General features: G+C 66.8%; 15 protein-coding genes. 6 read left to right on the top strand and 9 right to left on the bottom strand.

The features are described 5' to 3' along the window. Nucleotides 1–13 precede the first annotated feature (13 nt). From cobT to cobC, 3 genes are all read left to right on the top strand, one after another. Entirely contained in the window at nt 14–1075 is a 1062-nt protein-coding gene (gene cobT, locus BGI01S_RS19985) for a nicotinate-nucleotide--dimethylbenzimidazole phosphoribosyltransferase (RefSeq protein ID WP_042327719.1), read from the top strand. 69 nt (nt 1076–1144) lie between these two features. Further along, nucleotides 1145–1921: an adenosylcobinamide-GDP ribazoletransferase gene (locus BGI01S_RS19980; RefSeq protein ID WP_042327718.1), complete on the top strand. Its 777-nt coding sequence runs from the start codon at nt 1145–1147 to the stop codon at nt 1919–1921. Beyond that, a complete protein-coding gene (cobC, locus tag BGI01S_RS19975) occupies nt 1906–2496 on the top strand; it encodes an alpha-ribazole phosphatase (RefSeq protein ID WP_042327717.1) in 591 nt (196 codons plus the stop codon). The genes BGI01S_RS19980 and cobC overlap by 16 nt, the downstream gene beginning before the upstream one ends. Nucleotides 2497–2653: 157 nt before the next feature. Here cobC and BGI01S_RS19970 read toward each other — a convergent pair whose 3' ends face one another. From BGI01S_RS19970 to cobU, 4 genes are all read right to left on the bottom strand, one after another. Beyond that, nucleotides 2654–3574 (bottom strand): cobalamin-binding protein, encoded by a 921-nt coding sequence (locus tag BGI01S_RS19970; RefSeq protein WP_042327716.1) that lies wholly within the window; start codon nt 3572–3574, stop codon nt 2654–2656. A 98-nt stretch (nt 3575–3672) separates the two neighbouring features. Then, on the bottom strand, nt 3673–4734 hold the full coding sequence (gene cobD, locus BGI01S_RS19965) for a threonine-phosphate decarboxylase CobD (protein WP_232624364.1): 1062 nt from the start codon (nt 4732–4734) through the stop codon (nt 3673–3675). A gap of 4 nt (nt 4735–4738) precedes the next feature. Next, nucleotides 4739–5674 carry an adenosylcobinamide-phosphate synthase CbiB gene (gene cbiB / locus BGI01S_RS19960; RefSeq protein ID WP_042327714.1) on the bottom strand — a complete coding sequence of 312 codons (936 nt, stop codon included), beginning with the start codon at nt 5672–5674 and terminating at the stop codon, nt 4739–4741. Beyond that, a complete protein-coding gene (gene cobU, locus BGI01S_RS19955; RefSeq protein ID WP_042327713.1) occupies nt 5674–6228 on the bottom strand; it encodes a bifunctional adenosylcobinamide kinase/adenosylcobinamide-phosphate guanylyltransferase in 555 nt (184 codons plus the stop codon). Before cobU ends, cbiB begins: the two co-directional genes overlap by 1 nt. A 3-nt stretch (nt 6229–6231) precedes the next feature. On the opposite strand from cobU, the gene BGI01S_RS19950 reads away from it, so the two are divergent. Further along, nucleotides 6232–7857: a cobyric acid synthase gene (locus BGI01S_RS19950; protein ID WP_408638608.1), complete on the top strand. Its 1626-nt coding sequence runs from the start codon at nt 6232–6234 to the stop codon at nt 7855–7857. 107 nt (nt 7858–7964) lie between these two features. Here the strand turns inward: BGI01S_RS19950 and BGI01S_RS19945 are convergent, their stop codons facing one another. Further along, a complete protein-coding gene (locus BGI01S_RS19945; protein ID WP_042327711.1) occupies nt 7965–8384 on the bottom strand; it encodes a PaaI family thioesterase in 420 nt (139 codons plus the stop codon). A gap of 222 nt (nt 8385–8606) precedes the next feature. Between BGI01S_RS19945 and BGI01S_RS19940 the strand changes: the two genes are divergently transcribed. After that, nucleotides 8607–9245, top strand: coding sequence for a ParA family protein (locus BGI01S_RS19940; protein WP_042327710.1), 639 nt, complete (start codon nt 8607–8609; stop codon nt 9243–9245). A gap of 125 nt (nt 9246–9370) precedes the next feature. Here BGI01S_RS19940 and panD read toward each other — a convergent pair whose 3' ends face one another. The 4 genes from panD to BGI01S_RS19920 form a co-directional block, all read right to left on the bottom strand. Then, a complete protein-coding gene (gene panD, locus BGI01S_RS19935; RefSeq protein ID WP_042327709.1) occupies nt 9371–9757 on the bottom strand; it encodes an aspartate 1-decarboxylase in 387 nt (128 codons plus the stop codon). Nucleotides 9758–9812: 55 nt separating this feature from the next. Beyond that, nucleotides 9813–10646, bottom strand: a complete 834-nt coding sequence (panC, locus tag BGI01S_RS19930) for a pantoate--beta-alanine ligase (protein ID WP_042327708.1) — start codon at nt 10644–10646, stop codon at nt 9813–9815. Nucleotides 10647–10870: 224 nt separating this feature from the next. After that, complete coding sequence (locus BGI01S_RS19925; RefSeq protein WP_042327707.1) at nt 10871–11746, bottom strand: segregation and condensation protein A; 876 nt, start codon at nt 11744–11746, stop codon at nt 10871–10873. A 16-nt stretch (nt 11747–11762) separates the two neighbouring features. Beyond that, complete coding sequence (locus BGI01S_RS19920; RefSeq protein ID WP_042327706.1) at nt 11763–11948, bottom strand: DUF3460 family protein; 186 nt, start codon at nt 11946–11948, stop codon at nt 11763–11765. 227 nt (nt 11949–12175) lie between these two features. On the opposite strand from BGI01S_RS19920, the gene BGI01S_RS19915 reads away from it, so the two are divergent. Further along, nucleotides 12176–14011, top strand: coding sequence for an autotransporter assembly complex protein TamA (locus tag BGI01S_RS19915; protein WP_042327705.1), 1836 nt, complete (start codon nt 12176–12178; stop codon nt 14009–14011). Nucleotides 14012–14030: the final 19 nt, after the last annotated feature.

Here is a 14030-nt window from a genome sequence, read left to right as displayed (position 1 = left end):
TGAAACTACGCTTATGACTTCCTCGCCACGCCCGGCCGGTTTACCCGAAGTCGCACCGCTCGATCAGACGCTGCGCGCCGAGCTGCAACACATCATCGATACGAAGACCAAGCCGCCCGGCAGTCTGGGACGGCTCGAAACGCTCGCGCGTCAGATGGGCCTGATCCAGCGCAACACGCAGCCGACGGTGCAGCGCCCCGCGATGATCGTGTTCGCCGGCGACCACGGCATCGCCGCCGAAGGCGTGAGCCCGTATCCGCAAACGGTGACCGCACAGATGGTCGCCAATTTTCTCGCGGGCGGCGCGGCGATCAATGCGTTGAGCCGGGTTGCCGGCCTCGAACTCGAAGTGGTCAACGCGGGCATCGCGACGCCGCTGCCGTCGACGGCCGGACTCGTCGACATTCCGGTGGCGAGCGGCACCCGCAACTTCGCGCACGAACCCGCGATGACGCACGCGCAAGCGCTCACCGCGATGCGGGCGGGCGCGGCGCGCGTGCGCCATCACGCGGCGCTGGGCACCAACGTGATCGGCTTTGGCGAGATGGGGATTGCGAACACGTCGTCGGCCGCGTGTCTGATGAGCCGCTTGTGCAACTTGCCGATCGACGAATGCGTCGGTCGCGGCACCGGCCTCGACAACGCGGGGCTCGCGAAAAAGCGCAACGTGCTGGCGACGGCGCTCGCGCATCATGCCGGGGCCGTCGCACCGCTCGACGTGCTCGCGACCTTCGGCGGCTTCGAGATCGCGATGATGGCCGGCGCGTATCTCGCGGCCGCCGAAGCGCGCATGACGATCCTCGTCGACGGCTTCATCGCGACCTCCGCGTTGCTGGTCGCCGATGCGCTCGCACCGAACGTGCGCGAATATTGCGTGTTCGCGCATGCGTCGAACGAGGCGGGGCACCGGCGCATGCTCGATCATTTCGGCGCGCTGCCCTTGCTGTCGCTCGATCTGCGTCTTGGCGAAGGCACCGGCGCGGCGCTCGCGGTGCCGCTCTTGCGCGCGGCCGCAGCGTTCGTCAACGAAATGGCAAGCTTCGATTCGGCGGGCGTTGCGAATCGCGATGCGTGAACCGTTTCACGGTGACTCACCAGTCACTCGCCAGGCACTCGTAGACACCCACAGACATCCGGCCTACTCATGAACCCGCTTGCGGAACTGCGCTATTTCTTCACGGCGCTCGGTTATTTCACGCGCGTGCCCGTGCCGCGCTGGGTCGGCTACGAGCCGCATTATCTGAATGCGGCGGCGCGTTACTTCCCTTTGGTCGGCGCATTGGTCGGCGCGTTCAGTGCGCTGGTCTATCTGGCGGCGCTGCGCGTTTTTCCGGCGGGCGTGGCGGTCTTGCTGTCGATGGCTGCATCGCTACTGGCGACGGGCGCCTTTCATGAGGATGGTCTCGCCGATTGCGTCGATGCGTTCGGTGGCGCATATAACCGCAGCGATGCGTTGCGCATCATGCATGACTCACGCATCGGCGCATTCGGCGCCATCGCGCTCATGATCGCGCTCGCGTTGAAGTGGCAAACGCTCGCGGCTTTGGCGCCGCTGCGCGCAGCAAGTCTGATGATTGCGGCGCATGCGGCGAGCCGCGCGTGCGCGATCAGCTATCTGGCCACGCTCGACTACGTGCGTGCCGAAGGCAAGGCCAAGCCGGTCGCGCAGCGCTTGAGCGGCCCGGCGTTGCTGTGCGCCGCGCTATTCGGTTTGCCGTGGCTGCTGTGGCCGAACGGACCCGCCGCGCCCGACTGGCGCTTCGCGGTCCTGACACTGGTCATGCTGAGCGTGCTTCAGTTTGCCTTGGGCCGCTATTTCGTTAGACGCATCGGCGGCTACACCGGCGACTGTCTCGGCTTTGCGCAGCAGATTTTCGAATTGAGCATTTACCTGGTGGGGCTTGCATGGATATCGTCCTGATTCGTCATCCCGCCGTCGCGCTCGATGCCGGCGTGTGCTACGGGCACAGCGACGTCGCGCTCGCCGACGACGCCGAGGTGTCGTCGAGCGCGCTCGCATTGAAGCTCGCGAAGTTGCAGGTGCCGGCGCCGCGCGTGTTGATCTCGAGTCCGCTCAAGCGTTGCTCGGCGCTCGCCGCCGAGATCGCGAATGATTTCGGTTGCGTGGTCAGCCACGACGAGTGTCTGAAGGAAATGAATTTCGGCGATTGGGAGACGCAGCGCTGGGACGAGATCGATCGTGCATTGCTCGACGACTGGGCCGCCAATTTCGAGCACGCGCGTTCGCATGGCGGCGAGAGCGTCGCGCAATTCGTCGAACGGGTGCGCGCGTGGCTCAACGTATTCGGGCAGACGCGCGAGTTGTCGCCGGCTTACGTGGTCACGCATGCGGGCGTGATGCGGGTGATCGCGTCGCTGGTGCTGGATGTGCCGCTGGAGCGCTGTCTGAAATGGTCGCTCGATATGGCGGGAATCGTCTGGTTGCGCAGAGACGCGGAGGCGCAGCGGTGGTCGTTGGTGCGGTGGAATGCGTGAAGGTGCGTTGAGCGGCTGGACCGGTTGAGGTTGACTTGTCGATTGCCACGCGTTCGTGATGCACACAGCGGTTTGCTGGAGCCGCTCGACGTGTCGCGTTCGTCATGCCGTTGATCGATCGCCATTACGCCGCGCGCCGCGTCGGCATTCCTTCGCATTACTGCGCAATTTGCTTTCTGCGTGCGCGCGCCGTCTCCAGATCTTCACACAGCCGCTGCGCGCCCTGCGCGATACGCGGCGCCGGCCGGTTGAGCAGATCGCCGTCGATCGCGAAGAGGTTGCGATTCGCGACCGCCGTGAGCGCGGGCCACGCGCGCCATGTGTCGAGTTGCGGCAAGCGGGTGTCCGGTTGCGTCGCGCCGGGCGCCGACGTGACGATCGCTTCCGGGTTCGCGGCGAGCACCGCTTCGGTCGGGACGGTCGGCACCAGCGGCTGAAGTCCGGCAAACACGTTGCGGCCACCGCATAGCGTGATGACGTCGCTGACCATGTGCTCGCCGTTGAGCGTCATCAACGGCCGCTCCCATACCTGATAGAACACGCTTACCGGCGGGCGGTTCGCATACTGCGCGCGCAATCGCGCGATGTCCTGTCGATACGCGGCGGCCGCCGCATCCGCAGCCGGCGACGTGCCGAGCAATTGCCCGAGCTTCGTCAACGACACGGCCACGTCGTCGAGATGATGCGGCTCGCTGAAGAACAGCGGCACGTGCAGCTCGCGCAAGCGTTCGAGTTGACGCTGCGCATTGCCATGCCGCCACACGACGATCAGATCGGGCTTCAACGCGACGATCCGTTCGAGATCGAGCGCCTTGTTGTCGCCGACGCGCGGCAACTGCTGCGCTTGCGGCGGATAGTCGCTGTACGACACGGCGCCGACCATTTTCGCGCCGCCGCCCGCCGCGTACAGCAGTTCGGTGACGTGCGGCGCGAGGCTGATCACGCGTCGCGCGGGAGCCGGCAGCGTGACGGTGGCGCCGGTGTCGTCGGTGACGGTGATCGCGGCGTGCGCGTGCAGCGAAGCGGCGCCAAGCGACGCGGCGATGAAGAGCGGGATGAAGCGGGCGAGTCGAAGCATCGGGCGGCGAGGTTGAGGATGCGTTGAGTGCGAGCAGTGCATGAGGTGCGCGATGCGCGTGATGGGCATGGGGGAGCGGCGAGGTCGTGGGTGTTTTTCTATTTCAACCGGCTCTCGCGTGTATCGAGCGCTTGCATCGCTTCGCGCAAACTTTCGCCGAAGCGCGTCCATTCCGCGTCGGTCGCGGGCAGCCCGAAACGCACGCTGCCCGATGCCGTGAAAAGCCGCGTCCACACCCCGCGTTGCGCGAGCGCTTCATGCAAAGCGGCGGCGCGTGCATCGTCGGTCCATGCGAAGAGCGGCGTGCTGTGCGTGGTGAAACCGTGGACGCGCAACAGCGCGACCAGCCGCGCACTTTCGTCGGCGAGGCGGGTGCGCATCTGTCGTTGCCATGCTTCGTCGGCGAACGCGGCCTTGACCGCGTGACGCGCCGGACCGCCGACCGTCCACGCGCCGAGCGTGTGCCGCAACGCGTCGAGCAACGCGGGCGCCGCGAGCACGAAGCCCGCGCGCACGCCGGCAAGTCCGAAGAACTTGCCCGGCGAACGCAACACGATCAGGCCGTCGAGATGCGCGCTCGCCGCGAGCGACCCCGCGGGCAGGGTATCGGCGAAGGCTTCGTCGACCAGCAACGTGCCGCCGCGCGCGCGCAACTGGACGTGCCAGTGCAGCAGCTTGTCGACGCTCAGATGCGTGGCCGTGGGATTGTTAGGATTCACGACGACCGCATGCGTGAGCGTGTCCGGCAACTCGTCCCAACGCACGTCGAGCGGCGCGACCCGATGCCCGGCGCGGGCGAACGCGGGCGCATATTCGCTGTACGTGAGCGACGCAATGCCGACCGTCGCGCGCGGCAGCAGCGTGGGCAACGTGCGAATCGCCGCCTGGCTGCCGGCTACCGGCAGCACGTGCGCCGCATCGGGTGCGTGGTAGTAGCGCGCGGCGCAGGCGGCGAAGTCGTCGCCATCGTCGGGCAGGCGGCGCCAGGCGTCGGCCGGAACGGGCGGCACCGGATAGCCGTGCGGATTGATGCCCGTCGACAGGTCGAGCCACTGCGCGTACGGAATGCCGTAGCGGTCGGCTGCTTCGTGCAGATTGCCGCCGTGAACTACGACGTCGTTTGGCGCGCCGCTCAGATGGCCGGGCGTGCGTTCATCCATGCGCTCAACCATGAAACGGCACGCTCAGCAACGCCAGCACGATCAGCACCGCCAGCCAGAGAATGAGCGTCCGCTCGACCAGCCGCAGCGCCGCCGTCACGTGGCTGGCCTTCGCGGGATGCCCGAAGCCGAGCGTCGGCCGATGTTCGAGCGCGCCGTTATAGACCGCCGGCCCGCCGATCAGCACGTTCAGACTGCCCGCGCCCGAGGCCATCACCGGTCCCGCGTTCGGGCTATCCCAGCGCGGCGCCTGCTCGCGCCAGCAGCGCCACGCGGTGTGCGTGTCGCCGAGCAGCGCATAGCTGGCGGCGGTCAGGCGCGCGGGAATCCAGTTGAGCACGTCGTCGAGGCGCGCCGCCGCCCAGCCGAAACGCAGATAGCGCGGCGTGCGATAGCCCCACATCGCGTCGAGCGTGTTGGCGAGACGAAACCCGAGCGCGCCCGGACCGCCCGCGATCGCGAACCAGAACAGCGCGCCGAAGATCGCGTCGTTGCCGTTTTCGAGCGCCGATTCGACCGCCGCGCGCGACAACGCGGCTTCATCGGCGTGCGCGGTTTCGCGCGACACGATGCGCGCGGTCAGCAGACGCGCTTGCGCGAGATCGCGTTTCAGCAGAGCCTGCGCGATTGGCGCGATGTGATCGTGCAGGCTGCGCGCGCCGAGCGCGAACCAGAGCAGCGCGACGTGCACCGCGCAGGCCGCGAAGAACGGCAGCACGGCGACCAGCCACCACGCGATCAGCACCGGCGGCAATACCGCCAGCGCCCACGCGAGCAGTCCCTTGAGCCGCAAGCGCCGGCCCGTGTTGTAGCGCTTCTCGAGACGCTTCGCCCAGTTACCGAACCCGACCAGCGGATGCGCGGCGCGCGGCTCGCCGAACCAGCGGTCGATGACCACGCCCGCGCTCGCCAGGGTCGCGATGAGAGGCAGCGTCAGCATCACGCGCGGCCCGCTGTTTTCAGCGCGAGCGGCAAGCCCGCGACCATCATCGTGGCCGTGGTGCTCACGGCGGCGATGCGCTGATTGAGGTGGCCGAGTTCGTCGACGTAAAGCCGCGTGGCCGCGCCGAGCGGCACCACGCCCAGGCCGATTTCGTTGCTGACCACGATGATCTTGCCTTGGGCGTTCACGAGCGCCGCTTCCAGCGCGGCGACGCGCGCGTGATACCGGTCGAGCGGCAGCGCTTCGCCTTCGGCCGGACAGAGCAGGTTGGCGAGCCACAGCGTCAGGCAGTCGATCAGCAGGCAGTGGCCGGGCGCGTCGCTTTGCGTCACCGCGCCGGCGAGATCGACGCCCGCTTCGAGAAGCCGCCAATGCGCGGGACGCCGCGCGCGATGGTGCGCGATGCGCGCGCTGAATTCGGCGTCGTCAGACACGCGGGCGGTGGCGATGTAGGTGACGGGGAGGGCGCTGTCGCCGGCGAGTTGTTCGGCGTGCAGGCTCTTGCCCGAACGCGCGCCGCCGAGAACGAAGGTGAGGTCGCGGGGAGTCATCGCGTGATTGTACCGGCGTGCAGTGCGGGCCGGCGCGATGGGATAATGCGGCGGCCCGCTACACCGCCTTCTCACCGCCGACCCCAAGCTCCCGTGACCACGACCCCGACTTCGCTTCCCACCTCGCCTGACGCCGTCCCCGTGCCGCGCGGCACGCTGATGATTCAGGGCACTACGTCCGACGCCGGCAAGAGCACGCTGGTCGCCGGCCTCTGCCGCCTCGCGCGTCGCGCGGGCGTGCGGGTCGCGCCGTTCAAGCCGCAGAACATGGCGCTCAACAGCGCGGTGACGGTCGACGGCGGCGAGATCGGCCGCGCCCAGGCGTTGCAGGCGGTGGCCGCCGGGATTGCCGCGCACACCGACCTCAACCCCGTGCTGCTCAAACCGACCAGCGATCGCGGCGCGCAGGTGATCATCCACGGCAAGGCGCGCATGAATCTCGACGCGCGCGCGTATCACGACTACAAGCCGGTCGCGTTCGAAGCGGTGCTGGAATCGTATGCGCGTTTGCAGGCCGCGTACGACACGATCTTTGTCGAAGGCGCGGGCAGTCCCGCCGAGATCAATTTGCGCGAGCGCGACATCGCCAACATGGGTTTCGCGGAAGCCGTCGATTGTCCGGTGGTGCTGGTCGCCGATATCGATCGCGGCGGCGTGTTCGCGCATCTGACCGGCACGCTCGCGTGTCTGTCCGCGAGCGAGCAGGCGCGGGTGCGCGGCTTCATCATCAACCGGTTTCGCGGCGATATCGGTCTGCTGCAGCCGGGACTCGACTGGCTCGAAGCGCAGACCGGCAAGCCGGTGCTCGGCGTCGTCCCGTATCTGCACGGCCTGACGCTCGACGCCGAGGACATGCTGCCGCCCGAGTTGCGCGCGGCGCACAGCGGCGACGCGGGACGAATGCTGCGAGTGGTCGTGCCGGTGCTGCCGCACATCAGCAATCACACCGACTTCGACGCGTTGCGCGCGCACCCCCAAGTCGACTTTCATTACGTGCGCAGCGGCACGCCGCCGCCGCCGGCCGATCTGATCATCCTGCCGGGGTCGAAAAATGTGCGCGGCGACCTGGCATTTCTGCGCGCGCAAGGCTGGGACGCGGTGCTGCAACGGCATCTGCGTTACGGCGGACGCGTGATCGGCATTTGCGGCGGCATGCAGATGCTGGGACGCGAAGTCGCCGACCCGCACGGCGTGGAGGGCGCGCCGGGAACATCGGCGGGGCTCGGCTGGCTCGATTACTCGACGATTCTCACGCGCGATAAGACGTTGCAGAACGTGACCGGGCGGCTCGCGCTGCCCGGCTCGCCCGAGGCGGGGGGCTACGAAATTCATATGGGCGAGACGCGCGGCCCGGCGCTGGACACGCCCGCGCTGCACCTGCAAAACACGCAATCCGCCGAGGGGACGCGTCCCGACGGTGCGCTATCCGCCGACGGCCAGATTCTCGCCACCTATGTTCACGGCCTGTTCGACACGCCGGCCGCGTGCGTCGCGTTGCTCGCGTGGGCGGGTCTGAGCGACGCGGAGAAAATCGACTACCCGGCGCTGCGCGAGGCCTCGCTGGACCGGCTGGCCGATACGCTCGCCGAGCATCTCGATCTGGCGAAGTTGTTTGCGGCGGTGGGTTGAGGTGGATCAGACGTGAAGCACGCGCTCTCAGCAAGGCCGCGTGCTTCCTTGTCCGCCGCGTGGGCGCTGGGCCCAGGCTCCTAGGAGCCCGCGCCATGCCCCGTCACTCAGTACAACACGATCTGCGTGCAGCGAAACAGCGCCATCGTCTTGCCGTTCGAATCGGTGACGGTCGCGTCCCACACTTGCGTGCTGCGCCCCAGATGCACGGCTTTGGCGACCGCGCGGATCGTCCCCTCGGTCGCCGTCCCGAGGAAATTGCTCTTCAGTTCGATGGTCGTGAAATTGCGCGCCGTCTCCGGCAGGTGCGCAAGGCATGCGTAGCCGCACGCGGTGTCGGCGAGGCCGATCACTGTGGCCGCGTGCAGGAAGCCGTTCGGCGCGAGCAATTCGGCGCGCACGGTCAATTCCGCAGTCAGAACGCCTTCTTCCAGCGACTGCACACGCACGCCCAGCAAGCCTGGCAGCCTGCCCTGCTGGCGCTCGTGCAGGCGTTCGACGGTGTATTCCGGGCGGAGTTTGCTCATGAGATTCGGGTCCTTTGGATGAAAAAAAACGGCAGGGTGGCGCGGTCGATTGGCCCGATTTGACCATCGGGGGGCTTCGCCGCAGGGCATTTGTCGATATTATCAACGGCTGGATCGGCGGGCGAACCCGAAAACGGTACGGATCGGATCCCGCCGGCGCAAGTCACAGCAATAGCGCGGCAAACCGGCTGGCGGCGCCCAGCCTTCTGTCCGGGAGAATTCATGACGGTGATCGTGGTGGCGAATCCAAAGGGCGGCGTGGGTAAAAGCACGCTGTCGACCAATCTGGCCGGCTATTTCGCGGCGGCCGGCGAATGGGTCGCGCTGGCCGACCTGGACAAGCAGCAGTCCGCGCACGCGTGGCTGGCGTTGCGGCCGGACACGCTGCCGGCCATCGAAACCTGGGAAGTCAACCCGGACACGCCCATCAAGCCGCCGAAGGGTCTGGAGCACGCGGTCATCGACACGCCGGCCGGGCTCCATGGCAATCGGCTGAGCCTCGCGCTGGAGCTGGCCGACAAGGTGATCGTGCCACTGCAGCCGTCGATGTTCGATATTCTCGCCACCCAGGAATTTCTCGAACGGCTGGCCAAGGAAAAAGCGGTCAGGAAAGGCGCGATCGAAATCGGCGTGGTCGGCATGCGCGTCGATGCGCGCACGCGCTCGGCGGAGCAACTGCACCGCTTTGTCGAGGGATTGAAGCTGCCGGTGCTCGGCTATCTGCGCGACACGCAGAACTACGTGCAACTGGCGGCCCACGGGCTGACCCTGTGGGACGTCGCGAAAAGCCGCGTGGAGAAGGACCTGGAGCAGTGGCAGCCGATCGTCGAATGGACGAACGGGGCAGGCAGGAAGGCTTGAGGGGGCGCCGGCCGGCGGCCGGGGCCGCCCGTTAGCCGGGCGCGTGTGCCTTGCGCGGCGGTGGTCGGAGCGGCACGCGACGCGCGCGGCGGGGTGAAGCAACTACGCGCGAGTCAGACGCCCGCTCAGGTCCAGCTTTGCGTCGGCACGTGATCGCGGCTGCCCTTGATTCTGTTGTTCTCGTCGACGAACACGAGGTCCGGCTTCCAGCCCGCCTTCAACTCCGCTTCGTCGACCACCGCGAATGCCGCGATGATCACCAGATCGCCGAGTTGCGCGCGCCGCGCGGCCGAGCCGTTCAGCGAAATCATGCCGCTGCCGCGTTCGCCCTTGATCGCGTAGGTCGAGAAACGCTCGCCGTTGTTGATGTTCCAGATGTCGATCCGTTCGTTTTCGACGATGTTCGCCGCTTCCAGCAAATTCTCGTCGATCGCGCACGAGCCTTCGTAGTGCAGCTCGCAGTGCGTGACTGCGACGCGGTGGATCTTCGACTTCAGCATGTTGCGTTGCATGACCAAATCCTGTGTGGCTTGAATGGCGACTTCAGTTGCGACTTCGGTTGCGGCTTCAGATTTCGAGGTTGTCGATGAGACGGGTCGCGCCGAGCTTGGCCGCGGCCAGCACGACCAGTTCCGCGTTCGCGTCCTGTGCGCCCGGCGGCAGCAGGTCCGAGCGCTTGCGCACCGCGATGTAGTCCGGCTGCCAGCCGCGCGCGGCGAGAGCGGCCATCGCCGCCTGTTCGAGCTTCGCGAAGTTGCGCTCGCCGGACAGCACCGCGTCGCGCACGCGATTCAATTCGGCGGCCAGCACCGGCGCCTCGGCGCGCTCGGCGGCTTGCAGATAGCGGTTGCGCGAGCTGAGTGCGAGGCCGTCGGCGTCGCGCACGGTTTCGGCGGCGATGATGTCGGTCGGCAGCGCGAACTGGTGGCACATGCGGCGCACGATCATCAGCTGCTGGTAATCCTTCTTGCCGAACACCGCGACGCGCGGCTGCACGCACGACATCAGCTTCATCACCACGGTGCACACGCCCTGAAAGAACCCCGGCCGGAATTCGCCTTCGAGGATGTCGCCCAGATCGTGCGGCGGATGCACACGGTACTCCTGCGGCTCCGGATACAGATCCCGCTCGGTCGGCGCGAACAGCACGTAGACGCCTTCCTTCTGCAGCTTTTCGATATCGGCTTCCATCGTGCGCGGATACTTGTCGAAATCTTCGTTCGGACCGAACTGCAGCCGGTTGACGAAAATGCTCGCCACGACCGGGTCGCCGTGCTGGCGCGCGAGGCGCATCAGCGACAGATGCCCCTCATGCAGATTGCCCATGGTCGGCACAAAGGCCGTGCGGTTCTGGCCGCGCAACTGGTCGCGCAATTCATGGATCGAGCTGATGACTTTCATGATCGGACAGGGAGTTCCTCGCGCGGCGCGCGACTCGGTTGGCGCAAGACGTCAGGGAATCGCGCGGGCCGCCGTCTCATTAGCAATGACGGGTTTGAAGCGCGGGATTGTAGTGGATTTGTGAGGCGGGCGCACCGAAACGAGGCAATCCCGCGAAGCCTTCCCACGCAGCATTGCTTGCCGCGCCGGCGCAAGCGTCCACGGCGCGCGCGGCATCGACGCCCTCAGGCCGGCAAATAGGCGAGCCGCACATAGATCGGCGCGAACGGCTCGGCCTGGGTGATTTCGACGAGCGACTCGCGGCACAGTTCGAGCACGGCGATGAAGTTCACCACCACGACCGGCACGCCTCTCGTCGTGTCGAACAGGTCGGAGAACTCGACGAAGCGCGCGTTCTGCAGTTGCCGCAGGATCGAACTCATATGCTCGCGCACCGACAGTTCCTCGCGCGAAATCTTGTGATGCTGGACGAGCTTCGCGCGCTTGATCACATCGGCCCACGCGGCGCGCAGGTCTTCGCTGTTCACGTCCGGAAAGCGCGGCGTGATGCTCTGCTCGATGTAGACCTCGGCGCGCAGGAAGTCGCGCCCGAGTTGCGGCAACTGGTCGAGGCGCTGCGCGGCGAGCTTCATCTGCTCGTATTCGAGCAGGCGCCGCACCAGTTCCGCACGGGGATCTTCGGCTTCCTCGCCGCTGTCGGCCTTCCTGACCGGCAGCAGCATGCGCGACTTGATCTCGATCAGCATCGCGGCCATCAGCAGATATTCGGACGCGAGTTCGAGATTGGTCTGGCGCAACTGGTCGACGTACCCGAGGTATTGCACCGTGACGTCCGCCATCGGGATGTCGAGCACGTTGAAGTTCTGCTTGCGGATCAGGTACAGCAACAGATCCAGCGGTCCCTCGAACGTTTCGAGAAACACTTCGAGCGCGTCCGGCGGGATGTACAGGTCGGTCGGCAGCTTGAAGAGCGGCTCGCCGTACAGCCGGGCGAACGCGATACCGTCGACGGTGTCGGGCGTCGAATCGGTGGCGGGCGCGGACAGCGCCGCGTCGGCGGGGGCCGGCGCGGGGCCGTGTACCTCGTCGGCGTGGGTCATCGGGGCGACGGGGCGCTTAGAAGTTCTGATAGTACGAGTAAGGCGTCTGTTCCACGCGCGATGCTCTCTGCTCTGCGCGTTCGTCCAGATCGATCGGCTGTTTGTCCCACAGCAGCGCGCGGCCGCGACGCTGCTCGGCTTCCAGATTGGGCTTCTGTTGCTTGAGCTGGTTCAGGAACTGGGTGATGTCCGATTGATACATGGCTCGACGTCCGTGGGTGGGTGATTTGGCGGCTGCCCGGCAGAAAGCATGGGGCGCTGCGCCGTTGTTCCCGAATTTTACCGCATGCGCCGCGCGCGGTCGAAAAACGCCGACAGAGGCGCTTTTTGGGATCTCGCGGCCCCCGCCGATGTGGTCAAATAGCATGCCTCGGCCGCCGCCGCGCGGCCGGGCAGAAGAATTCATTCATCATGGCTGGGAGGTCCTGTTTGGCGGGATGTGCGATCGACACGCCGCGTCTGCCGCGCGGCAAGGCCGGCCTGGAGCGCGGGCGTCTGGCGCCCGTGCTGTGCTGGCTGCACGCGTGGCTGGCCTTCGGCATCGTTCTGCTGACGCTGGCGGCCGGCGACGCACACGCCGCGCGCGCGTCGGCGAGCTACAAGGTCGACGTCGTGGCCACGCCGCGTTCGCTGCGCAAACTGCTCGAACAGCATCTGGATATTGCCCGCTTCGCCAAACGCCCCGACGTCAGCGACGACCAGTTCGCCTTCCTGATTACCGCCACGCCGCAGCAGGTGCGCGATCTGGCCGCGACGCAGGGCTATTTCACACCGGTCGTGCGCACCGATGTGCGTACCGTCGACAACACGCGGCGCGTCACGGTGAGCGTCGATCCGGGGCCGCAGACCATCGTCAAGTCGGTGTCGCTGACGTTTCAAGGCGCGGTGCTCACCGAAGACCCCGCCCAGGAAAACGCCACGCGCTTCGCGTTTTCGTTGCAGGAGGGCCAGCCGTTCTCGCAGGACGGCTGGGACGACGCGAAGAACGCGTCGCTGCGGGTCCTGCAATCGCGCCGCTATCTGGCCGCGAAGATCTATCACTCCGAGGCGCTCGTCGATCCGCGCACGCATGAGGCGAAACTGTCGGTCACCTACGACAGCGGGCCGACCTTCACGATGGGCGAGATCGATGTATCGGGCACGCGGCGTTATCCGGAACGGATCGTCCACAACGTCAACCCGATTTCGCCCGGCGACATCTACGACACCCGGCGCGTCGCCGAATTGCAGCGGCAGTTGCAGAACACCCCGTACTTCGCGAGCGTCGCGATCGATCTCGACAACGATCCGACCAAGCCGCTCGACACGCCGGTTCACGTGAAGGTCTCGGAGTTTCCGTTCCACGGCTTCCGCGGCGGGGTCGGCTATTCGACCGACAACGGCCCGCTGGTGCAGGGCTCTTACACGTATCTGAACACGTTCGGCAAGGCATGGCCGTTCACCGTCGAAGGACGCGCGGACAAGACCCAGCAGTACGGACAAATCATGCTGTCGATGCCGCCGGGGCCGCGCGCGTGGACCAATAGCGTGCTGGCGTCCTACACGACCACCGACGTTTCCGACACACGCATCTACAGTATTCGCGGCGGCGTGCAGCGTTCGCGCACCTCGCAGTTCCTCGACTACAACTACTCGCTGCTGTACTACCAGGACCGGCTCGACCAGAACTCGGCCCCGCCGACCACGGCCCGCGCGCTGGTGCCCGCGTGGTCATGGACCCGCCGCGACACCGACGACCCGCTGTTCCCGCGCAAGGGCAACCTGATCCACGTCGAGGCGGGCTTCGCGATCAAGGGCGTACTGACCGACCAGACTTTCGTCCGCGGTTACGCGCGCGGCCAGCAATACCTGCCGATCGGCCGGGACGACATCGTGCTGATCCGCGCCGAGCTCGGCGGCGTGTTCACGAGCGGCCCATCGAGCGGCATTCCGGCGTCGTTGCTGTTCCGCGCGGGCGGCTCGAACTCGGTGCGCGGCTACAGCTTCCAGAGCATCGGCAACAACGTCGCCGGGTCGGTGCTGCCGACCAAATATCTCGTAACGGGCGCCGCCGAATACCAGCACTGGTTCTCGCACGATTGGGGCGCGGCCGCGTTCTTCGACATCGGCACCGCCACTGACACCTGGGGCGAAAAGGTCTTTTATCCGGGCGTCGGCATCGGGGCGCGCTGGCGCAGCCCGGTCGGTCCGGTGAACGTCGATATCGCTTATGGCATCCGCGACAGCCGCGTGCGGCCTTATCTGACGCTGGGCATCGCCTTCTGATGACAACCTGCCTTCACAT

It is taken from the genome of Paraburkholderia ginsengisoli NBRC 100965 (assembly GCF_000739735.1).
GTDB lineage: Bacteria > Pseudomonadota > Gammaproteobacteria > Burkholderiales > Burkholderiaceae > Paraburkholderia > Paraburkholderia ginsengisoli.
The sequence above is the reverse complement of the archived record's forward strand: the minus strand, read 5'-3'. Positions and strand labels throughout refer to the sequence as shown.

What these genes read in the sequence shown, in the direction of transcription:
- BGI01S_RS19925 (WP_042327707.1), bottom strand. Translation starts at nt 11,746, where the DNA reads ATGACCCACGCCGACGAGGTACACGGCCCCGCGCCGGCCCCCGCCGAC.
- BGI01S_RS19940 (WP_042327710.1), top strand. Translation starts at nt 8,607, where the DNA reads ATGACGGTGATCGTGGTGGCGAATCCAAAGGGCGGCGTGGGTAAAAGC.
- cobU (WP_042327713.1), bottom strand. Translation starts at nt 6,228, where the DNA reads ATGACTCCCCGCGACCTCACCTTCGTTCTCGGCGGCGCGCGTTCGGGC.
- panC (WP_042327708.1), bottom strand. Translation starts at nt 10,646, where the DNA reads ATGAAAGTCATCAGCTCGATCCATGAATTGCGCGACCAGTTGCGCGGC.
- BGI01S_RS19970 (WP_042327716.1), bottom strand. Translation starts at nt 3,574, where the DNA reads ATGCTTCGACTCGCCCGCTTCATCCCGCTCTTCATCGCCGCGTCGCTT.
- BGI01S_RS19920 (WP_042327706.1), bottom strand. Translation starts at nt 11,948, where the DNA reads ATGTATCAATCGGACATCACCCAGTTCCTGAACCAGCTCAAGCAACAG.
- panD (WP_042327709.1), bottom strand. Translation starts at nt 9,757, where the DNA reads ATGCAACGCAACATGCTGAAGTCGAAGATCCACCGCGTCGCAGTCACG.
- BGI01S_RS19980 (WP_042327718.1), top strand. Translation starts at nt 1,145, where the DNA reads ATGAACCCGCTTGCGGAACTGCGCTATTTCTTCACGGCGCTCGGTTAT.
- BGI01S_RS19945 (WP_042327711.1), bottom strand. Translation starts at nt 8,384, where the DNA reads ATGAGCAAACTCCGCCCGGAATACACCGTCGAACGCCTGCACGAGCGC.
- cobT (WP_042327719.1), top strand. Translation starts at nt 14, where the DNA reads ATGACTTCCTCGCCACGCCCGGCCGGTTTACCCGAAGTCGCACCGCTC.
- cobC (WP_042327717.1), top strand. Translation starts at nt 1,906, where the DNA reads ATGGATATCGTCCTGATTCGTCATCCCGCCGTCGCGCTCGATGCCGGC.
- cobD (WP_232624364.1), bottom strand. Translation starts at nt 4,734, where the DNA reads ATGGATGAACGCACGCCCGGCCATCTGAGCGGCGCGCCAAACGACGTC.
- cbiB (WP_042327714.1), bottom strand. Translation starts at nt 5,674, where the DNA reads ATGCTGACGCTGCCTCTCATCGCGACCCTGGCGAGCGCGGGCGTGGTC.